This is a genomic window from Kitasatospora sp. NPDC101155, from assembly GCF_044768305.1.
GTDB lineage: Bacteria > Actinomycetota > Actinomycetes > Streptomycetales > Streptomycetaceae > Kitasatospora.
In genome coordinates this window covers 7,021-27,898 of record NZ_JBIWPN010000027.1, presented here as the reverse complement: position 1 = coordinate 27,898, position 20,878 = coordinate 7,021, and the positions used below count along the sequence as shown (strand labels likewise).

The 20,878-nt window shown below is 71.5% G+C and carries 17 protein-coding genes and 1 pseudogene; 10 read left to right on the top strand and 8 right to left on the bottom strand.

Annotation, left to right across the window (positions count from 1 at the left end):
• Nucleotides 1–6 precede the first annotated feature (6 nt).
• Nucleotides 7–2,112, top strand: coding sequence for a SpoIIE family protein phosphatase (locus tag ACIRYZ_RS30980; protein WP_402950588.1), 2,106 nt, complete (start codon nucleotides 7–9; stop codon nucleotides 2,110–2,112).
• Between the two features lie 266 nt (nucleotides 2,113–2,378).
• On the opposite strand, the gene ACIRYZ_RS30975 is transcribed toward ACIRYZ_RS30980, so the two are convergent.
• Nucleotides 2,379–3,002 (bottom strand): LURP-one-related/scramblase family protein, encoded by a 624-nt coding sequence (locus tag ACIRYZ_RS30975; RefSeq protein ID WP_402950587.1) that lies wholly within the window; start codon nucleotides 3,000–3,002, stop codon nucleotides 2,379–2,381.
• A 371-nt stretch (nucleotides 3,003–3,373) separates the two neighbouring features.
• Between ACIRYZ_RS30975 and ACIRYZ_RS30970 the strand changes: the two genes are divergently transcribed.
• Complete coding sequence (locus ACIRYZ_RS30970; RefSeq protein ID WP_402950584.1) at nucleotides 3,374–3,544, top strand: hypothetical protein; 171 nt, start codon at nucleotides 3,374–3,376, stop codon at nucleotides 3,542–3,544.
• Nucleotides 3,510–5,222 carry an NAD-dependent malic enzyme gene (locus ACIRYZ_RS30965; RefSeq protein ID WP_402950581.1) on the top strand — a complete coding sequence of 571 codons (1,713 nt, stop codon included), beginning with the start codon at nucleotides 3,510–3,512 and terminating at the stop codon, nucleotides 5,220–5,222. The genes ACIRYZ_RS30970 and ACIRYZ_RS30965 overlap by 35 nt, the downstream gene beginning before the upstream one ends.
• A 354-nt stretch (nucleotides 5,223–5,576) precedes the next feature.
• Here ACIRYZ_RS30965 and ACIRYZ_RS30960 read toward each other — a convergent pair whose 3' ends face one another.
• The 3 genes from ACIRYZ_RS30960 to ACIRYZ_RS30950 all read right to left on the bottom strand — a co-directional run bounded on the left by ACIRYZ_RS30960 (nucleotide 5,577) and on the right by ACIRYZ_RS30950 (nucleotide 8,792).
• A complete protein-coding gene (locus ACIRYZ_RS30960) occupies nucleotides 5,577–5,861 on the bottom strand; it encodes an acylphosphatase (protein ID WP_402950578.1) in 285 nt (94 codons plus the stop codon).
• A 10-nt stretch (nucleotides 5,862–5,871) separates the two neighbouring features.
• A complete protein-coding gene (locus ACIRYZ_RS30955) occupies nucleotides 5,872–6,624 on the bottom strand; it encodes a DUF72 domain-containing protein (protein ID WP_402950576.1) in 753 nt (250 codons plus the stop codon).
• Between the two features lie 140 nt (nucleotides 6,625–6,764).
• A complete protein-coding gene (locus ACIRYZ_RS30950; protein ID WP_402950573.1) occupies nucleotides 6,765–8,792 on the bottom strand; it encodes a HelD family protein in 2,028 nt (675 codons plus the stop codon).
• Between the two features lie 153 nt (nucleotides 8,793–8,945).
• On the opposite strand from ACIRYZ_RS30950, the gene ACIRYZ_RS30945 reads away from it, so the two are divergent.
• From ACIRYZ_RS30945 to ACIRYZ_RS30930, 4 genes are all read left to right on the top strand, one after another.
• Nucleotides 8,946–9,497, top strand: coding sequence for a LysR family substrate-binding domain-containing protein (locus ACIRYZ_RS30945; protein WP_402950571.1), 552 nt, complete (start codon nucleotides 8,946–8,948; stop codon nucleotides 9,495–9,497).
• 292 nt (nucleotides 9,498–9,789) lie between these two features.
• Nucleotides 9,790–11,973 (top strand): glycoside hydrolase domain-containing protein, encoded by a 2,184-nt coding sequence (locus ACIRYZ_RS30940; protein WP_402950568.1) that lies wholly within the window; start codon nucleotides 9,790–9,792, stop codon nucleotides 11,971–11,973.
• A 334-nt stretch (nucleotides 11,974–12,307) separates the two neighbouring features.
• Complete coding sequence (locus ACIRYZ_RS30935; RefSeq protein WP_402950565.1) at nucleotides 12,308–13,693, top strand: hypothetical protein; 1,386 nt, start codon at nucleotides 12,308–12,310, stop codon at nucleotides 13,691–13,693.
• 63 nt (nucleotides 13,694–13,756) lie between these two features.
• Nucleotides 13,757–14,623: a PhzF family phenazine biosynthesis protein gene (locus ACIRYZ_RS30930; RefSeq protein ID WP_402950562.1), complete on the top strand. Its 867-nt coding sequence runs from the start codon at nucleotides 13,757–13,759 to the stop codon at nucleotides 14,621–14,623.
• 7 nt (nucleotides 14,624–14,630) lie between these two features.
• On the opposite strand, the gene ACIRYZ_RS30925 is transcribed toward ACIRYZ_RS30930, so the two are convergent.
• Entirely contained in the window at nucleotides 14,631–14,990 is a 360-nt protein-coding gene (locus tag ACIRYZ_RS30925) for a winged helix-turn-helix transcriptional regulator (RefSeq protein WP_402950559.1), read from the bottom strand.
• A gap of 79 nt (nucleotides 14,991–15,069) precedes the next feature.
• On the opposite strand from ACIRYZ_RS30925, the gene ACIRYZ_RS30920 reads away from it, so the two are divergent.
• Complete coding sequence (locus tag ACIRYZ_RS30920) at nucleotides 15,070–15,774, top strand: SDR family oxidoreductase (RefSeq protein WP_402950556.1); 705 nt, start codon at nucleotides 15,070–15,072, stop codon at nucleotides 15,772–15,774.
• 43 nt (nucleotides 15,775–15,817) lie between these two features.
• Nucleotides 15,818–17,116 (top strand): MFS transporter, encoded by a 1,299-nt coding sequence (locus ACIRYZ_RS30915; protein WP_402950553.1) that lies wholly within the window; start codon nucleotides 15,818–15,820, stop codon nucleotides 17,114–17,116.
• Nucleotides 17,117–17,520: 404 nt separating this feature from the next.
• Here ACIRYZ_RS30915 and ACIRYZ_RS30910 read toward each other — a convergent pair whose 3' ends face one another.
• From ACIRYZ_RS30910 to ACIRYZ_RS30900, 3 genes and pseudogenes are all read right to left on the bottom strand, one after another.
• A complete protein-coding gene (locus ACIRYZ_RS30910) occupies nucleotides 17,521–18,837 on the bottom strand; it encodes a TIM44-like domain-containing protein (RefSeq protein ID WP_402950551.1) in 1,317 nt (438 codons plus the stop codon).
• Between the two features lie 320 nt (nucleotides 18,838–19,157).
• Nucleotides 19,158–19,319, bottom strand: a pseudogene (locus tag ACIRYZ_RS30905) (pirin family protein); the annotation flags it as partial.
• Between the two features lie 200 nt (nucleotides 19,320–19,519).
• Nucleotides 19,520–19,744: a hypothetical protein gene (locus ACIRYZ_RS30900; protein WP_402950548.1), complete on the bottom strand. Its 225-nt coding sequence runs from the start codon at nucleotides 19,742–19,744 to the stop codon at nucleotides 19,520–19,522.
• Between the two features lie 258 nt (nucleotides 19,745–20,002).
• Between ACIRYZ_RS30900 and ACIRYZ_RS30895 the strand changes: the two genes are divergently transcribed.
• Nucleotides 20,003–20,767: a thioesterase II family protein gene (locus ACIRYZ_RS30895; RefSeq protein WP_402950545.1), complete on the top strand. Its 765-nt coding sequence runs from the start codon at nucleotides 20,003–20,005 to the stop codon at nucleotides 20,765–20,767.
• Nucleotides 20,768–20,878: the final 111 nt, after the last annotated feature.

Below are 20,878 nucleotides of genomic sequence, written 5' to 3'. Positions count from 1 at the left end.
GGCCGGATGGAGGCCGGGCACGCGGTGCCGTCGGGAGAGGCCTCGTCGGGCCGGGATCCCGCGATGGAGCCGGGCGGGCTGCTGGACGTGCTGGGTGTCGCCGCGGTGGTGCTGGACGCGCAGGGGCGGATCGCGCTGTGGAGCCCGCAGGCCGAGGACCTGTTCGGCTACCGGGCTTCCGAGGCCCTCGGCCGTCCCGCCGCGCAGGTGCTGGTCGACGAGCAGCACCTGGAGCTGGTGCTGTCGCTGTTCGCGCAGGTGATGGCCGGTGGCGGGGCGTGGGCCGGGGTCTTCCCGGTGCGGCACAAGGACGGGTCCACGCTGCTGGCCGAGTTCCGCAACATGCGCCTGGAGGACGAGAACGGCCGGTACTACGCGCTCGGCCTGGCCTCGGCCCAGGCCACGCTGCGGCGCCTGGAACGGGACCTCGCGCTGTCGCTGCGGCTGGTGGAACAGTCCCCGATCGGCCTGGCGGTGATGGATACCGACCTGCGCTACGTGCTGGTCAACCCGGCGCTGGAACGCATCAACGGACTGCCCGCCGCCCAGCACCTGGGCCGTACCGTCCGGGAGGCCCTGCCGTTCCTCGACATCGACGCGATCGAGGCGGCCATGCGGGAGGTGCTGGCCACCGGCACGCCGCTGCTGGACCAGTTCACCACCGGACACACCCACGCCGACCCCGAGGTCGAGCACGCCTGGTCGGCGTCCTTCTACCGTCTGGAGGACCCCGCCCACCGCGTGATCGGCGTCGCCCTCACCGTCGTCGACGTCACCGAGCAGCACCGGGCCGCCACCGCCGCGGCCGCGGCCCGGCGGCGCCTCACCGTGATCGCCGACGCCTCCGAACGCATCGGCACCACCCTCGACCTCGAGATCACCGCCCGCGAACTCGCCGACGTCCTCGTCCCCGAATTCGCCGACATCGCCGCCGTCGACATCCTGGAAACCGTCCTCACCGACAGTCAGCCCCCGGCCGGCAAGGGCAGCCCGGCCCTGTTCCGAGCCCTCGCCGTCAAGGCTGCGTACCCCACGCCCGCCACCGTGGCCGCCGACCCCGTCGGACAGATCGCCCGCTACGACGCCACCCGCCTGGTCACCCGCTGCGCCCGCACCGGCCGTCCGATCCTGCTGGCCCACGTCACCGACCACGACCTGACGCGGATCGCCCGCGACGAACCGGCCGCCGAACTGCTCAGGCAGGCCCACCTGCACTCCTACCTGGCCGTGCCGCTGCGTGCCCGGGGCCAGGTCCTCGGTGCACTGGACCTCAAACGCGCCCGCAACCCACAGCCGTTCGACCACGACGACCTGGTACTGGCCGGCGAGCTCGCCGCCCGCGCTGCCGTCGCCATCGACAACGCCCGCTGGTACCAGCGCCAGCGTCACGCCGCGCTCGCCCTCCAGCGCCACCTGCTGCCCGGCCCGCCTCCGCAGCCGCCCGGACTGGAGGTCGCCTACCGCTACGAGCCGGCGGCGAGCGTCGGAGAAGTCGGCGGCGACTGGTTCGACGTCATCCCGCTGAGCGCCGACGCGACCGCCCTGGTCGTCGGTGACGTCATGGGCAGCGGCATCAACGCCGCCGCCACCATGGGCCAACTGCGCACCGCCGCAAGGACCCTGGCTGGTCTCAACCTGGAGCCCGCCGCTGTCCTCACCCACCTCGACGGGATCGCCGCCGGCCTCGGCGAGTCCATCGCGACCTGCGTCTACGCGGTCTACGACCCCCGCCGCCACCGCTGCCGCATCGCCTGCGCCGGGCACCTGCCCCCCGTCCACACCCGCCCGGGCCGCCCGCCGGTCCTGCTCGACCTGCCCACCGGCGCACCCCTGGGAGTCGGCGGCGTCGCCTTCCGCGACACCTTTCTCGACCTCGCCGTCGGGGACGAACTCGTGCTCTACACAGACGGGTTGGTGGAGACACGCGAGCACGACATCGACACCCGCCTCGCGACGCTCACCGACCTCCTCGGTCGGTCCCGCAGCTCCCCGGAGGAGACCTGTGAGCTCCTCCTCGGCGCCCTGCACCACGAGAGCGGACACGACGACGTCGCCCTGCTCGTCGCCCGTGCCCGGCCTCTGCCGCGTACGGGTGGACTCGTGCGACCGTGAACCCGACTGGCGCGCACGGTTCACCGCTGCTTCCAGGCGGTGAGGAGATCGGTCTCGTGGCTGGGCGGCAGGGTCTCCGGCAGCGGCTCGAACGGCAGGATGTTTTGCGCCGTGTCGGCCAACGGGCGGAGCTTCAGCCCGGTGGCGAGGGCGGTTCAGGTCGCTGGAGAACGCGTCGAGATACCGAGGACGCCCCTCGTCCCGTGCCGGTGCCGGTGGCAACGGTGGACGAGGGGCGTCGGTGTCGTGGGGTGGCGCGGGGTGGATCAGTCGTCGAGGACCATGGCCTCGGCGCAGGCGGAGATGGTGAGGAGCAGCGCGTCGTCCTGGCCGGGGATGATCTTGACCGAGTAGTGCTCGCTCAGCAGCGACCACTCGCGGGAGATGTGTGCGATCTCCTGCTCGCCGTAGGTGATGGCGTACTGGTGGTCGGTGATGTTGCCGGTGACGTGGATCTCCGCGCCGTTCTCGAACGTCACGGTGAACTTGTAGACCAGCGGCGAGAAGAGCGCCTTCTTCACGGTGGCGATGGTCTGCTCGCCGCGCTTGATGTAGCGGATGTCCCGGAGCGTCATGATCTTCTCGGAGATCCGGTACAGCTCGTTGCCCTCGGGGTCCTGGAGGGCGATCGCACCGCTGAAGCTGAACATCTTCTCGTCGACCTGGAACACGCGCTCACCGTTGCGCTTGATCCAGAAGTCGTGGGTCGGGGAGAAGAACTTCTCGTCGATGTCGTAAACGACGCCCTCCTGCACGGGCTGGTGGCCGTCCATCAGCTTCTGCCCCAGGTCCATCAGGAAGTTGTCGTGGTGTTCGCCGTGGCCCTGCTGCGGCGTGTCGCTGAACAGCTGCTGTGCGATGCCGAGCAGGCCGCCGAACTCGTTGCTCATGTTCTCTCGTCCCGTGTGAAGTGCGTTGCGGAGGTGATCCTAGGGACGTGATCCGGGTGGCGGACAGCCCTCTCCGGGCTCTGTTGCACAATCTGCACAGAGCGTGCAGAAGGCTGGCTTGACGGATTTGTTGCAGGTCAGCCAAGGTGCGCCCGCCGGACGGCCCGGCCCGGGGGCGTGCTGCCACGCCTCACCGTCCCTCCACTCGCCGCACCACCAGGAGCGCCGTAGCATGACCGCTGTGAAGGTCGCGATTCTCGACGACTACCAGGGTGTCGTTCTCGAGTGCGCCGACCGGGGCCGGCTGGACGCCCGGATCGAGGTGTTCACCGACCACATCCCGGACGCGGGCGAGTTCCGAGCTGGGACGCATGGTCGTCAAGCTGGCCGAGCGGGACGGCATCCGCACCCTGAACGTGGTGCGCAGGCGCGAATCGGTGGCCCAGCTGGAAGCCCTCCTCGCATCCCGATGCCACACGGCATCGGGTCAACCCCGAGGAGACAGTCATGAACACGGTGCCGACCCGGTGGAACGCCCGTGAACGGCGATGGGACACGACGGCCAGGGGCCGGGCCGTGTTGGCCGATGCCCGGCTGAACAAGGGCACCGCCTTCACCGAGGACGAACGGCGGGCGCTCGACCTCGTCGGCCTCCTCCCGCCACGGGTGCTCACGCTCGGGCAACAGTCCTCCCGCGCCTACGCGCAGTTCCGGGCACAGCCTGACGACCTGGCCAAACACGTGAACCTGACCGCCCTGCAGGACCGCAACGAGGTTCTGTTCCACCGGCTGGTCAGCGAGCACTTGGACGAGATGCTGCCGATCGTCTACACCCCGACCGTCGGCACCGCGATCGAGCGCTACAGCTCCCAGTACCGGCGACCCCGCGGGGTCTACCTGTCGGTCGACGCGCCCGAGGACGTCGAACGCTCGCTGCGGGCCACCGGCCTGGGACCGGAGGACGTCGACCTGATCGTCGCCACCGACGGCGAAGCCATCCTGGGCATCGGCGACTGGGGGGTGGGCGGTATCAACATCTCGGCGGGCAAGCTCGCCGTGTACACCGCCGCAGGCGGCATCGATCCGGCCCGCACCCTGCCCGTGGTGCTCGACGTGGGCACCAACCGCAAGGAACTGCTGGAGGACCCGCTCTACCTCGGCAACCGCCATCCCAGGGTCGACCGGGAGACCTACGACGCCTTCGTCCGGACCTATGTGGACACCGCGACCCGGCTCTTCCCCGGCGTCCTGCTGCACTGGGAGGACTTCGGGCCGGACAACGCGCGGCGCATCCTGGCGCGCTACCGCGACCAGGTGCTCACCTTCAACGACGACGTCCAGGGCACGGGCGCGGTGAACCTGGCGGCGGTGCTGTCCGGTGTGCGGGTGAGCGGCACGCCGCTGCGGGAGCACCGGGTGGTGATCTTCGGCGCGGGCACGGCGGGTGTCGGCATCGCCGACCAGCTGCGCGACGCGTTCATCGCCGACGGCCTGACGCCGGGCGAGGCCACCCGTCGGATCTGGTGCATCGCCCGGCACGGCCTGCTCACCGACGACATGGCCGGCATGCGGGACTTCCAGGCCCCCTACGCGCGCGCCGCGGATGAGGTGGCCGACTGGTCCCACGACCCGAAGCTCGGCGGCATCGCGCTGGCGGAGGTCGTGCACCGGGTCGGACCGACCGTTCTCATCGGCACCTCCGGCCAGGGCGGCGCCTTCACCGAACCGGTCGTCCGCGAGCTGGCCGCGGCCGTCCGACGCCCGATCATCCTGCCCATGTCCAACCCCACACCCCTCGCCGAGGCGACGCCCGTCGACCTGCTCGCCTGGACCGACGGACGGGCCCTGGTGGCCACCGGCAGTCCGTTCGCGCCCGTCACCCACGGCGGCATCACCCATCGGATCGGACAGGCCAACAACGCGCTGGTCTTCCCCGGGCTCGGCCTCGGCGCCATCGTGGCCCGAGCCACCCGCATCACCGACGGCATGCTCACCGCCGCGGCCCACGCGGTCGCCGCACAGGTCGACCCGACCACCCCCGGTGCGCCTCTCCTGCCGCCCACTCAGCAGCTGAGGGAGACCTCCGCTGCCGTGGCCACGGCCGTCGCCCGCGCCGCCGCGCGCGACGGGGTGACACGCGCCACCATCGGCGACGAGATCGAAGCCCAGGTCCGCGCGGCCATGTGGCAGCCGAACTACCAACCCGTACAGGCGATCTGACCGCACAGGGCGCTCGCGCGGCCCGGCTCTGTCGAGTGGGTACCGCAGAGCCCGCAGTCAGTACGGGACCGGGTGGTTCATGTGTGTTCTCCTCGACGTGTTCGTGGCAGTTCGGCCAACTATGCCCCGCATGTCACGGTCCACAACCGAGCAACACCGGCGGCAGGTGACCGGAATGTGCGCGACGCCCAGCACCACCTGAACCGACGCGAGCACGAGGAAGCCAGACGCACAGGATGGGGCGGGGGACCCGCCGCGGGGCCGCCCCGCCAGGATCGCGGCGAGCACGTACCGCACCGATGAACACCGGCCGTTCCGCCGAGGGCCGGAGCGCTGACCTCGGCCGAGGGCTCCTTATCCGCGCCAGGGCGTTGCCCGGATCTCGAAGCCCGTCAGGCCCTCGGGATCTTCTTCCCAGACGAGGACCCGGTCCACGATGGCCAGTGGCGGCCCCTGCCTGGTCCACTCGACCAGCTGTTGGACGGCGGCCGGGTTCCCCTCGAACACGGCCTCGACGGTGCCGTCCGGCAGGTTCCGCACCCAGCCCCGCACACCGTGCGCGGTTGCTTCGTGACGGCAGGTGTCGCGGTAGAAGACCCCCTGCACCTCGCCGGAGACGATCACTCGGCTGCGGATCATCGCCCACTCCCTACGGTGTCCGGGTCACGGTACGGCCCGCCCGCGCGGCGGCGGCCGCGAACGCGCCGGCGTCGAGCACCGCCGCACCGCCCAGGTCGTTGTTGAAGTACACGTAAACCTCGGCCGAGTCCGCCCAGCTGTCGGCGATTCGGCCCACCCAGCCGGCCAGCGCCTGCCGCCCGTACCGGGGCCGGGGCCGGGCCCGACCGGCGTGGCAGCGCAGATAGCCCCATTCGCAGGTCCGCCACAGCGGCGAGACCGGGCGTGACTCCCGGTCCGCCCAGCACAGTGCGGCGGCCCGGCCGGTCAGCACCGCACGGATCTCCGGCGTCCACCAGGACGGGTGGCGCGGCTCGACGGCGACCCGCACGCCCGCGGGGAAGGCGGCCAGACAGCCGTCCAGCAGCTCGGCATCCGCGTGCAGCGTGGGCGGCAGCTGCAGCAGCACCGGGCCGAGCCGCTCCCCGAGCCCCTGTGCCGCCGTGAGCAGCCGCTGGACCGGCTCGGCGGGCTCGTGCAGGCGCTTGATGTGGGTGAGGTAGCGGCTGGCCTTCACCGCGAACACGAAGCCCTCAGGGGTACGGGCACGCCAGTCGGCGAAGGTGTCCGGCGAGGGCAAACGGTAGAAGGCGGCATTGCTCTCCACCGTGGCGAACCGCTCGGCGTACTCCTCCAGCCAGCGTCGCTTGGGTGTCCCTTCCCGGTAGAGCACCCCGCGCCAGTCGTCGTACTGCCAACCCGAGGTACCGACGATCACCGACATATCTCCAGCAAACACCCATCTGCCGGGTCAGGCCCTCGATGAAGATCACAACCGCACGGCAGACCAGCAGCCCCGTGCGCGCGGGCCGGTGTCCGTACCGCGCCGGGTGCGCCCGCGGCGAGGACGCGGGCGCCGAGTTGTCAGGCGGGCTGGACGGTGATTGTGCAGAGGCGCCTGGTGGCCCGGGTCAGGGCTACGTACAAGTCCCTTTCCCCACCGGGGCGGGCCGTGATGATTTCCTCGGGGTTCATGACGACGACCCCGTCGAATTCCAGGCCGCGCGCTTCGGACGCCGGCACGATGCGTGCGTGGTGAGCGATGCCCTGGGCCGTCAGCTCGCTCACCCTGGTGTCCGCGCAGATCACTCCCAGAAGCTCGCCCGGGTGCGCGGTGCTCTGGGCGCGGAGTTCCTGAACGACGGCGGTGGCCAACCCATCCGGAGGTGTGGTCACGGTGCGAGGGCTCTCACCGCTTCGCAGTGACCGTGTGGGCTTCTGGTCCGGGGCGATCCGGGTGAGCAGGTCCCGGACGCTCTCCAGGATCTCCTGCGTGGTGCGGTAGCTGACGGTCAGGTTGTGCAGTTTGAACCGCGGTCCGACGTGGGGGCTCAGTGCTTCCTTCCAGTCGCGTGCTGTCGCGACCGGGCCTGCCTGGGCGAAGTCACCCACCAGCGTCATCGCCCGTGCCGGACAGCGGCGGACGATCATCCGCCACTGCATGGCGGTCAGTTCCTGCGCCTCGTCGACGACGACGTGCCCGTACATCCGCTCGGGTGGGCCGTCGACCAGGCTCGCCGCCTCGTCCAGCAACGGCACATCGGCATCGGTCCACGGGGCGTCCGGACCGCGCAGCAGAAGGGACCGCTCCTGCGCGGTCAGGTGGGGCAGGTGCTCGGCGAGAGCGTCGGCGTTCGTCAGGAGCGCCTTCACGAGGTCACCGGGCACCAGCCGCGGCCACAACACCTCGACCGCTCGGTCGACGCCGGCGTCGTCGAGGAGATCGGCTCGGATGGCGTCCAGGTCCAGCTCGTGGACCGGACCCGGGTCGGCCGCACCTTCGGTACGGCGCTGGGCGGCTCCCGTGAACCGGTCGAGGTTGATGCCCGTCATCCTTTCGGCATCGGCGTCGATCTGCTCCAGGAGGTCGCCCATGTCCCGTTGCATCGCGTCGGCGACGGCGTCGACCAGGAGCTGTTTGAACACCTGGCGCGCGGGGTTGTGCCCCGGTGCGGCCGCCACGGCGGCGTCGCGTGCCGTGGCGACCTCCTCGCCGGACAGGTGAACCAGTTCCTGTCCGACCCGCACGGTGAAGTCACCGGCGGGGGCTTGGTGGACGCGCAGCAGGCCGGCCAAGGCGTCGGCGAGGTCGGAGCCGCCCTTGAGACGCGCAGTATCGAACGGGTCCGCCGTGTCCGTGGACACTCCGGCCAGTTCCCGGCAGGTCACCAGAACGACGTCGTTCTCTCCGAGAGAGGGAAGGACCTGGGAGATGTAGTCGAGGAACCGGGCGTTCGGGCCCACCACCAGGACACCCTCCTCCGCGGCGCGCGGGAATGCGTACAGGACGTAGGCCGCCCGGTGCAGGGCGACCACCGTCTTGCCGGTGCCGGGCCCGCCCTGCACCACGGTCACCCCGCGGTGGGCGGAGCGGACGATCTCGTCCTGCTCGGCCTGCAGCGTCGCGACGGCCGCGTGCATCCTGCCCGTACGCCGTGCCGACAGAGCCTCGGTCAACGGGCCGTCCCCCACGACGTCCTCGTCGGTCGGGGCGGTCCCGTCCAGCAGTTCGTCGCTCACCGAGATGACCGTGCGCTCCTCGATGCGCAGGTGCCGGCGTCGCCGCAGGTCCATCGGGTGGACCGGTGTCGCCTCGTAGAAGGGCCGTGCCGCGTTCGCGCGCCAGTCCACGAGCAGAGGCAGGTCATCCTCCTCCGTCTGCAGTCCGATCCGCCCGATGCGCAGGGCCGTGCCGTCCGTCCAGTCGATGCGCCCGAAGACCAGCCCCTTTTCGGCGCCCTCCAGCCGGCCGATTTCCTTGGCCAGACGCTCGGCGGCGATTTCTCTCTCGTATGCCTCACCGGCGTTGTCCGCCGGGGCCTTCAGCACCCTCGCTCGGTTTACTCGCGCCTCGGAAAGCCGCTCGGTGAGCAACTCATACAAGGAGGACACATAATCCCGCTCCGAGTCAACCGCACGCGCAACGGGATCATTCATTTTCGACAACAGGGGGCTCCTTCGGTTCGAGCCACACCATACGGTCAAAGTTCCCTGAGAGATAAGTCTTGACTTGCTTGACGAAGGCATGCCCCTGCGGCTGAATCCATGATGACGGGCCGTATGGTACGCATTTCGCCGTTCCGTATATCGCTAATTGCCCCCCCCGATTCCCGCCTGCCTTGTGGGCGAGCCAGCCCTTGGATATCGGCGAGGTTTTGCCGCGCTCGGGAAAAGGGGGAAGATTGTGCCTCAGCCCAGTTCCATGAGGACGTCGCCTTCATCACCTCCGCCGCCGTGATCGTCAGCGAACGGCTCCGTGCCTTCTCCCTCCGTTGCCCGGACGTCCGGGTCAGGCTGCACGACGGCTTCACCGTCGACGTCCTGACGGCCCTGGAACGCGGCACGGCCGACATCGGGATCGTCCGGGACATCGAGGAGTGCGACGACATCGACCTCGCCCTCCTGACGACGGAACGGTTCGTTGCGGTCGTCCCCGCCGACCACCCCGCCGCGGAGGGGGACCGGGTGGAAGCGGCGGCGCTGGCCACCGACCCCCTGATCCCCTTCCCGCGCTCCGCGGGAGCCCGCGCGTTCGACGTGAACACCCAGCCGATCCGGGGCGGACGGTCGAGCGACGGGGTCGCGTCGGTCCGCTGAGCGGTTCGGACCTTCGGTCGACGTCGGCCCCCGGTCCGTGGACGTCGGGCCCGGACGCCCCGACACGGGCATCCGGGTGCGCTGCTCGAACCGCAGCACGCGCAGGGCCGGTTGTGTCTCGACCGTCAGATACATCTCTGGAAAAGGTGACTGACGGTCCGTCGAAATGAAGACGGGGAGGGGCCCTTGGCGGCCCCCGCCGCGGGCGTCGATATCGTGGCCGACGCCGCGCGGCCGACTCCTCGGCGTGCGGCCTTTCGTCATGTCAGGAGAGATCTGGGTGAAGTCCCCAATGACAGCGCTCCGGAGCGCCGCGGCCCTCGTGGTGGCCGTGCTCGTGGCGGCGCCCGCCGCCGCAGGCTCCGCGGTGGCCGCTCCCGTCGGAAGTCCGGACACCAAGGCTGTGACGTACCAGGGCCGCGTCTTCCATGTGCCCGCGGCCTGGCCGGTGGTGGACCTGGCCGTGGACCCGCAGGCCTGCGTCCGCTTCGACCAGCACGCGCTGTACCTCGGCCACCCGGGCGAGCAGCAGGTCTGCCCGCCGCGGTTGACCGGCCGCACGGAGGCCCTGCTGGTCGAACCCGCCGCGGCCGCCGCACCGGACGGGGAGGGTTCCAACCCCGTCGCGCACATGATCCGGGCGACCGACGGCGTCGTCGCGGTGACCGGAACGTACGACACGGACCAGCCGCTGGTGAAGCGGATCATCACCGGTGCCGGGCTCACCCCCGCGCCGGCGCACCGACCGCAGCCGGCGCCCGCGGGGCCCCGGACGACCGTCACCCCGAGGCCCGCCACCACCACCTCTGCGGCTGCGCCGTCCGGCCAGGCCACGGCTGCACCGGCTGCGGCGGCGTCGGTACCCGCGTCGGCGACGAACTACACCGGCAAGGGGTTTGACGCGTGTACGGCGCCCTCCGGCGCCGCGATGAACGCGTGGATGACCTCCTCCCCGTACCGGGCAGTCGGCATCTACATCGGCGGTGTCGGACGGGCCTGCGCCCAGCCGAACCTGACGGCCTCCTGGGTCCAGCAGCAGCAGGCTGCGGGCTGGGCCTTCCTGCCGATGTACGTCGGTGTGCAGGCCCCGAAGATCAGCTATCCCGCCACCGAGGGCGCCAACGCCGCCGACGACGCGGTGAGCCAGGCCCAGGCCCTCGGCTTCGGCCCCGGCGCGATCCTCTACTACGACATGGAGGCGTACGCCACCCCGCAGTACTCGGCCACGGTGCTCGCCTTCCTCACCGCCTGGACCAACGAACTGCACGCCTGGGGCTACAACTCCGGTGTCTACAGCAGCTCCTCGTCCGGCATGAAGGACCTGGCCGCCAATGTCGGCAACAGCGCCTACACCGTGCCCGATGCCGTTTTCAGCGCCAACTGGAACGGCAAGGCGGACACCGCCGACCCGTCGATTCCGGCCGGCTACTGGTCCGGCCACCAGCGCGTCCACCAGTACGCGTCGCCGCAGAACCCGGAGACCTGGGGCGGCTACGCGATCGCGATCGACCAGGACTACCTGGACATCCAGCTCAACGCCGCCCCGCCGTCCCAGTCCTCCGCGTTCTTCCTCGGCGTGCGCCAGAGCTCGGGTGTCTGGCCCGGCTTCAGCCCGTTGACGGGCGGAGCGGGCGTCTTCCGCGGCTCGGAGGCCGCGATCACCGGCCTGCCGGGCGGTTCCTCGCAGGAGCTGGGCATCGGCCTGGACAGCCGGCTCTACCACGGGGTCCGCGCCTCGAACGGCAGTTGGAGCGGTTTCGCCGCGCTGGCCGACGACGGCACCCCGGCCTCGCAGGCCCGCCGGGCCGGCATCGCGGGCATGCCGGACGGCTCCTCGCAGGTCCTGACCATCGGCAGTGACGGCAACGTCTACCATCGGATCCGCTTCGCCGACGGCAGCTGGTCCGGCTACGGAGCGCTCCCCGGGGTCGGCACCCCGACCATGGCGGCCGGGGACGTCGCCATCGCCGGTCTGCCCGACGGGTCCGCCCAGGTCCTCGCGGTCGGCAACGACGGGAACGTCTACCACGAGACCCGCTTCGCCAACGGCAGTTGGAGCGGCTTCGCCCCGCTGCCCGGTGTGAACAGCTCGCGGATGGCGGCCTCGCGGGTGGCCATCACGGGACTGCCGGACGGGTCGTCCCAGGTGGCGGTGGTCGGCGGCGACGGCAACGTCTACCACGAGTCCCGCTTCACCGACGGCAACTGGTCCGGCTTCGCCGCGCTCCCCGGCAACGGCACGCCCACCACGGCCGCGCGGTCGGTCGGCATCGCGGGTCTGCCGGACGGGTCGTCCCAGGTGGCGGTGGTCGGCGGCGACGGCAACGTCTACCACGAGTCCCGCTTCACCAACGGCAACTGGTCCGGCTTCGCCGCGGTCCAGGGCCCGTACGGCGCGAGCACCTTCCCGGCCCAGCGCGCCGCCATCGCGGGTCTGCAGGACGGCTCCAGTCAGCTGGTGGCCGTCCGGAGCTGACCCGGGCACGCCCCACCATCCGGCGCCTCCGCCCCCGGCCCACCCCGGGGCGGGGGCGCTGACCGGTTCGTCCGGCAACACGTCGGCGAGGGGCGCGGACACTCGGCCGTCCGGAGCGGTTCCGCGCGCCGCCGCCACGGCGTGTAGTGACGGTGGTGCGGTCCATGACGTCGCGGGCGGCACGCCGTCACAGCGACGTCGCCCCGGGCCCGATCAGGACCTGGAAGCCACGGGAGGGGACGACCGAAGGCGGGAAACGCCCCCGCCCGCGACAACTGGTCGGGGTACCCTGCGACTTCGGGGGACGGGGCAGGTCGCGGGTCGGGAGGGAACGATGGTACGTCGGGAGTTGGAGCCGGAGCTGGCCGCGCAGGTGCGGGCGGCGTTCGCGGAGCTCGGGAACGAGGTCACCCTGCACGGGGACGTGGCCCGCGACGCGCAGGGGCGCGACTACGGGCTCGGAGGGCTCCTGGCACTGGTGGAGCAGCGGCCGGGGGTCCCGCTGCGGGAGCTGGTCCGCGCCCATGTCCTCGAACTGGTCGTCGCCGTCCAGGGGTCGACGGCGGGTGGCGCCGGCTCGCCGCAGGAGACGGCGGCCCGGCTCTACCCGTTGCTCCTGGACGCCACGACCCTGGCCGACCCCGCGCGGCACCCGCACGCGCACGAAGTTGCGCCCGGGGTAATGGAGTTCCTGGCGCTGGAGTCACCCGTCGGCTGGCAGGTGCTGACCGGGGCCGCCGTCGCCGAACTCGGGGACGCGTCGCGGTTGCGCGAGGCCGCGCGGGCGCGGCTGGCCCAGCTGCCCGTGGAGCGGCACGAGCTCCGGCCGACCGGGCAGGGTGGCGGCCTGCACGTCGTCACGGGTGGTTCGGCGCTGACGGGGAGCCGGGTCCTCGTCCTGGACGCCCTCTACCGCGAGGTCACCGGGCGGGAACTGCCGCCGGACGGCGCGGTGGTGGCCTTCCCCACGGCGTTCCGGCTGCTGTTCGCGCCGTTCGACGTCCAGGTGCCGGACGTGCTGCAGCTCCTGATCGAGGCGGCCGCCCGGGAGTTCGACGAGTCCGCCGCGCCGCTGTCCCGGCACACCTACTGGTGGCGCGGCGGCGAGCTGATGCCGCTCACCGAGGTGGGCGAGGGCGGCCTGCTGGACCTCGTGCACGTGGACGAGGTCGTCGCGGCGGTCACCCGGCTGGCCGAGGGGCGAGCAGACCTGCCCGGGCCGCGACCGCACCACTACCGCTTCGCGCACCGCCTGCTGCCCTCGCTCGGCCACCTGGACGCGGTGCCGGGGGAGCGGCTCGACGGTGAGTTGCGGCGGCTCTGGGAGGACTACGGTGCGAGCCTGCCGGTCGAGCAGCGGCTGGAGCCGGAGGGCCTCCGGGGCGGGTTCGTCCAGGCCGGGCGGCACCGCATGCTCCTCGTCGCCCTCCCGGTGCCGCGGGCGGCGACGGAGGCCTTCGCGGTGGTGCTGGCCTGGCCGGGCGACGGCTCCGCGCAGCGGGCCTTCACCCTGGAGTACGCGGTCGACCCGATCACCGGCGAGCGCGGGGCGGTGCTGGGCGAGTGGGAGGCGGCGGGCCGCCACCGCCTGCACCGGACCGGCATGACCGCCGAGGCCCGCCCCTTCCTCCACGCCGTCGCGGCCCTCCTCGACGCGCCGCCGACGGAAGCGGCGAGGACCGTTCCGCGGGCGAAGCGGCGCGGCCTGTTCCGCCGATGAGCCGACGCCTCGTGTCGGTGACCACTGGGTACGCCACGCTGGAGGAGACGAAGTGACAGCCCCATGAGCACGCCGAACGTGACGGTCGTCCGCGCCTGCCTGCGAGGCGGAGCGGGCGGCAGCCCCACGGCCGTCGTCCTGGAGGACGACGCGGACGGCGCGCCGCCGGGCGACGACGAGCGGCGCCGGATCGCGGTCGCACAGGGCGTCTCGCACACCGTGTACGTACGTCACGTCGGTGACGCGACCGAGCTGCGCTTCTTCACCGCGGAGGGGGAGTTGCCGGCCTGTGGGCACGGCACGATCGCCGCCCTCGCCCTCCTCGCGGCACGGCACGGCGGCGCCGGGCCCTACCGCGCCACCCTCCGTGCCGGGGGGCGCGTATTCGCCGGGCGGGCCGAGTGTGCCGGCGAGCTGATCACCGCCGCCTTCGACCCCGGTCCCGTCGATCTGCGCGAACCCACCGCGGAGGAACGCGCCCTCGTTCTTCCGGCCCTCGGTCTCGCGCCGCACGAGGTCGGGCCGAACGTCCGGATCGCCGGCGTGGGCCGCGAACGCATGCTGGTGCCGGTCGAAACCCGGGCCGTGCTCGCTGCGCTGCGTCCGGACCTCGACCGCCTCAGGGCGGCCTGCGACCGGTTCGGCCTGCTCGGTGCGTACGTCCACTCGGAACCCTCGCCCGAGGGCGCGCTCGCAGCCCGGATGTTCGCCCCGTCGATCGGTGTTCCGGAGGACCTCGCCAACGCCAACAGCACGGCCTGTCTCGCCGCACACCTGGCCGGCCGGGGCACCCACCGGATCGCCGTCGACATGGGCGACGCCCTCGGCAGCCCGGCCACCATCGCCGCCACGGCGGGGCCGGACCTTCGAGTCGAACTCGGCGGCACCGCACGGGTCGTGACGGAGCGGCCGACCCATCGGCCCGCTTGAGAGCGGGTCAGAGAGCCGATCGGCGGGCTCGGGCCGCCTCGATGTCCGGCACGTGCTCTTCGGCCCAGCGTCGTACGGCACGGAGCGGGACGAGCAGAGAGCGGCCCAGCGGTGTGAGGGCGTACTCGACGCGGGGCGGGTTCTCGGCGTACTCGTGGCGGCTGATCAGACCGTCGTCCTCCAGGGAGCGCAGTGTCTCGGTCAGGGCCTTCGGGGTGATGTCCTGGATGCGCCCCTTCAGTTCGCTGAAGCGGCGAGGTCCGCCCTCGAGGGCGTTGACGACGAACACGGTCCATCGGGCACCGATGCGGTGCAGCACGGTGCGGCTCGGGCAGGTCGCCGCCATCACGTTGTAGGCCTTTCCCATGGCTGCCCCCAGTTTCGTTGAAGATACCGGTATCAAATCCATACCCTTGCGCCCGATCCTAGGAGAGGGAGTGAGCTTGATGGAGCGGATCCTGGTCATCGGCGGTGCACGGGCGCTCGGCGCGGCCGTCGCGAGGCGGGCGAAGAAGGACGGGTACGACGTCGTCGTCGGTGCCCGCGATCTGGCCGCGGCCGACGCGCTGGCGAGCGAGATCGGTGCCGCGGCGGTGCGGGTCGATCTGCAGGACGAGTCGACGATCGCGGCCGCGGCGGAACGGCTGAAGGACGGGGTCGACCACATCGTGACGACCGGTTCGGCGCCGCACGACGTTCGCGCGACCGAGCTGGATCGCGACAAGCTGCTGGCCGCGTTCACGGCGAAGGTGGTCGGCCCGATGCTGGTCGCCAAGCACTTCGCGCCGGTGCTCCGGCCGACCGGGTCGATGGTGTTGTTCTCCGGTGTCGTCGGCTGGCGCCCCGGGCCGGGATCATTGGTCAAGGGGATCACGAACGGTGCGCTCGAGTACGCCGCGCGCCACCTTGCAGCGGATCTGGCACCGGTACGGGTCAACGCGGTCTCGCCCGGCGTCGTGGACTCGGGCTCATGGGATCGCCTCGGTGACAAGAAGGCCGCTTTGTTGAGCAAGAGCGCGGCCGGGACCCTCGTCGGACGGCACGGTGAGACCGACGACATCGTCGACCTGGTGATGTGGCTCCTCCGCGCGGGTTTCGTCTCCGGCGAGACGATCCACATCGAGGGCGGCGCCCGCCACAAAGCCGCCTGACAGGCACCCGAGCACAGCCATCAAGGAGTCGGAGGACAGCCAGTTGGACACCACCAGTCAGCGCCGACCGGGCGAACGGACCGAGCCGGCGGCCGGGAAGGGCGCCGAACGAGGGTTGTCGGCCTGGCTGGTGGCTCGCGGCCTCATCCCCGAAACGAGCCCCAAACGCGCCTTCGCCGCCGCGACCTTCGTCAACCAGATCGGCAAGGGCCTCTTCATCGCCGGGGCCGCGTTGTTCTTCACCCGCTCCGTGGGCCTCCCGGTCGCCCAGGTCGGATTCGCCCTGGGCGCCGCCGCCCTGATCGGACTCGCCGCCGGCATCCCCGTGGGCTACCTGGCCGACCGGTACGGCCCGCGCGACGTCTTCCGGGTCACGCTCTTCGTGCAGGCCCTCGCCGTGGCGGGACTCGTATTCGTGCGCTCCTTCCCTGCGCTGATCGCCTGCCTGTGCGTGGCCGAGCTCGCCGTCTCGGCCGGCACCGCCGCCCGCGGCCCGCTGACCCGCGCCCTGGGCGCCCCGAACCCCACCCGCTACCGCTCCTACCTGCGTGCCCTCAACAACATCGCCGTCGGCTCGGGTGCCCTCGCGGCCGGTGTCGTTGTCCAGTTGGACACCAGGACCGCGTACGTGTGCCTCATCCTCGGCACCGCCGTCGCGTTCCTCGTCTCCGCGGCCGCCTCCTCCCTCGTTCCGTCCGTGCCGCCGGTGGAGGTCCCGGCGGGAGGCAGCCGCTGGCCGGCCCTGAAGGACAAGCCGTACGTGGCGCTCACCGTCCTGGACGGCATCATGTCCATCCAGAACCAGGTGCTGATCTTCGCCCTGCCGCTGTGGATCATCGGGCACACCGAAGCGCCGCGGTGGTTCGTCGGCGCGAGCGTGGCGGTCAACACCGTCCTCGTGGTCCTCCTGCAGGTGCGGGTCGGCCGCGGCGTCCGCGACAACACGTCGGCCGGCCGCACAGCGCGCCGAGCGGGGGCCGCGTTCCTCCTCGCCACCGGCCTCATCGCAGTGGCGGGCGGCGCGCCCGGATGGGTCGCCCTGGTCGTCGTCGTGCTCGGTGTAGTGGCCCTCACCGTGGGCGAACTGTGGTACACAGCCGCCTCGTTCGAGCTGTCTTTCGGCCTCGCCCCCGAGCGCGCACAGGGCCAGTACTCGGGTCTGTTCGCGATCGGCCAAGGCCTGTCCAACGCGATCGGCCCGTCGGTGCTCGGCCTGGTGTGCATCGGCTGGGGCGAGCCGGGCTGGCTCGCCATGGGAGCTCTCTTCCTCGTCGCCGGCCAGGCCGTACCGCTCGTCGTGAAGTGGTCCGACCGCACGCGCACCCACAGCCCGGCCGTCTGACCACTTCCCGCTCCGGCCCCCTCGAAGGCCTCCGGCCCCCAGGGCCACCGGCCGACCGGAGCGCGACGGTGAAATGCACCCGTTCTGCTCTCAGTTGGATGCTCGGCGGGTCACTGGTGCCGATGAACGTGCACAACCCGCGTGGGATGGCTGGGGCGTGAATTGCAACGGTTCGGGCCGCTGGACCCCACGCCCGTCGAGTGTGCGGGTCAGCGGCCTGATGCCCGGCTTCATCGGGCACGTCGCCCAAGTCCTCGGCCTCGCAGCCTGAAGCACGTGGGCCCCTGTTCCTTGCCGAACAGGGGCCCACGTTTCCAGTGCGTGACCGTCAGGCAGACTGCGGAGCACCGCAGTTCGCCGAGCACTCCAGTCGTCGTGGAGGGCCCCACAGACGCGGGCTCCACCTACTCCACGTTGGTGGCGATCACGGTCCACGCTTTGGTCGACGTGTCGTCCAGCCGGAGATCGAACGCGAAGGTGATCGGTCTGCGCTCGCGTGCGTCGCCACGGAGCACCTGCTCGCTGCGCCGGTCGACCTCGTAGTAGACGCCCTCTGCGTCGACCGCGACACGGAAGACGATCGGGCCGCGTGAGACCAGCGAGCGCACCGTGACCGACCTGACGACGGCGTCACGCATGACGGTTCGATTGACCGTGCGCACGGACGTGAAGTCCAGGCTGCCGTCGTTCATGACCCACTCCTCGAGGAACCGCTCGACGGCGACCTCGAGAACCGCCTTGTCGAACCGGCCGTCGAGCACGCTCAGATCGCCGACGGCGGTGTCGGCATCCGTGCTCCACGAAATGTTGGTGAGCGACAGGATGTCACTCACACCCTTGACCGCGGTCTTCCCGGCCACCTCGAGCACCGCCTCGCGAGCGACCTCCTTCTGGTCCCAGCCGTCCGTCTCGATGGCGCTGGTCAGGTGGTGCGCACCCTCGGCCGCCTGCTCCACCGACGACACGATCCACTCTCCGGCCCGGCTCTTGCGCAGCGTCCAGTACTCGACCGGGCGCGTCGAGCCGTCCTTGCGTACGGCATCCGGGCCGTAGCCGCGGCGTACGTAGTCCTTGAGCGTCGCGGTGACCCGGAAGGTGACGGTGTCGTTCGCCTCGCCTGCGCGATTCGCGACGTCGACCAGCTCGACCACCGGGCCGGAGACGATCTCCACGACGTTGACCTCGCCGCGTGACTCGTAGTCGCGCAGCTCGTCGGCCCACTTGCCGTAGAGCACCGGGGACAGGATCTGCTGCAACGTGGCGTGATCGTGTTGGGTCCAGGCATGTTGGGCGGTCACGTACAGCCAGACGGCCCGGCGCTCGAGCGCAGCGCGATCGAAGGTCGCATCCGTGTCGGCGATGGCATCGACCCGGGCCCCGACCTGGGCGGCGCGCTCGCGCGCTTGTGCGTCCGCGCGGTGCGCCGTACGGTCCGACACCGTGTTCAGACCGACTGCCTGCTCCGCCTTCCGGCGCCGGTACCTGAGCCACAGGATCAGGAGGACGACAGCCAGGATCACCAACAGGAGAAAGAACCCACCGCCACCGCCACCGGCTCCGAAACCGTAGCCGAAGCCGCCGCCGGTCGACCCGTGGAAGCCACCACCATGGCTGCTCCCGCCGCCCCCGCCGCCCCCGCTGCCACCGAACCCGTGGCTACCGCCCCCGCCGCGGGCATACGCGACCGTCGGGCTGCTCAGCGCGACGACTCCAGCGACCACAGTTATCCACCGACGGGCGCGCACTGGGCTCCCCCTTCAAGAATCAGAGCTGTTTCAAGCGAGCCTACAAGCCGGGTCGCCCGGGAGAATTCGGGGTCGGCGAGTCGCCCGAGGGTGGGGACGGCGGGCCGACCAGGGCACGGATCCTGAGCCCGCACGACATCGACGCCCCCGCGCTCGCCCGGAACGCGGGCGAGCGCGGTCAGCCGGCAGGCCGAGGTTCTGGCACGGTCGGACGCTTTCGCGCGTTGCCCCGCGCTGATGGCTCAGCCGGAGGCGACAGGGCTCCCTGACGCCTCCCTGTTCGGTGAACGTGCAGGTCAGCGGGTGCGTCCGCGGGCCTTGAGGGGGATTCCGGGGAGCTCCGGGGCGGGGAGGCGGCCGCCTGGGTAGCCCTCGACGGTGCCGAAGCGTTCGGAGGCGGTCTGCCACTCCTCGCGGGCCCGGACGATGTCCTCGTGAGACCGTCCGATGAAGTTCCACACATATCACGCGATTCACGGTTCTTCCCAGGTCAGGGGCCTGGTCGACCATCTGCGGTCAGCAAAACGTCAGCATTGGACGGGACGGAGACCAAGACGATGGCATCGAGGAAGCTCGTCCACGGCATGGGCACCTTCTTCAAGGACTGCGAGCACCAGGAGTCGCGGTGGTCGCGGTGTGTCCACGCATACAAGACCCGCTACCGCAGCGCGGCCGGGAGCCAGGCCGAGGAGTCCGGATTCCCCACACAGTCGGAGGCGATCGGGCCGACCAGGGTGCTGTGGGCGAGGTCGGTGTACCAGGTGGCGGCGACCTTGCCGAAATGCCCCCCGGGGACGCGTCGGATGGTCAGCGCGGGCGCGTCGTGGTCCACGGTGCGCATGATCTTGGCCGGCCCGGCCGGGGGCACAGTGCCGGTGCTCACCTGGTGTCGGCGCAGCGGCGAGCGGTTCGGAGCCTGCGCGGATCCGCCGGACGGCCGACGGGCCCGGTGCGACGCGCACCTTCGATGCGGTGCGGATCACGCGGACAAGATCCATGGGCAGTCTCTATGCTGGCTGCCATCAGGGGGGACGGACTGCGACCCGGGTGGAGCCCGTGCGGTCATGACCGATCGACAGACCCTGGCAGGCCTCGCACGACCGCGATCGCGGAGTGCCATTGAGAACGGGATCGAACCACCATGACCAGACTTGCCCCAGACACCGACCTGTGGTGCCGCAGCTTCCACCCGGCTCCGCAGGCACCCAGCCGGCTGGTCTGCTTCCCGCACGCGGGCGGCTCGGCGAGCTTCTACTTCCCGGTGTCGGCCCAACTGAGCCCCGGTACCGACGTGATCGCCCTGCAGTACCCCGGCCGCCAGGACCGGCGTCTGGAGCCGTGCATCGAGGACATCCACCAACTGGCCGACGAACTCCACCCGGTGCTGCGCACGTTGGCCGACCGGCCGCTGACCTTCTTCGGCCACAGCATGGGGGCGGTCATCGCCTTCGAGGTGGCCCGGCGCCTCGAGCGTGACGGCGAGGGCCCGGTACACCTGTTCGCCTCGGGCCGCCGGGCACCCTCCCGTTACCGGGACGAGGACGTGCACGAGCGCGACGACGAGGGCATCCTGACGGAGATACGGGCGATGAGCGGCACCGACTCCCAGGTGTTCGCCTCCGAGGAGATCGTGCGCATGGTGTTGCCCGCGCTGCGCAGCGACTACAAGGCCGTGGAGACCTACCGCAGCGAGCCCGGCTCCGTGCTCCGCTGCCCGATCACAGCGCTGACCGGTGACAGTGACCCGAAGACCTCGATCGAGGAGGCGCGCGCCTGGCAGGAGCACACCTCCGGGGTGTTCGACCTCCAGGTGTTCCAGGGCGGGCACTTCTACCTGAGCAGCCGACCCGGTGAGGTCATGAAGGTGCTCTCCGCGCACCTGGACGCGCTCGCCGCCGGGGCCTGACCGGTACGGCGAAGGGCTGTGGTGGGGGGGGGGGCCCCCCCCCCCCCCCCCCCCCCCCCAGACCCCCCCCGGGCGCGGGGGGGCCGCCGGGAAACCGCGAGCGGCGCGCGC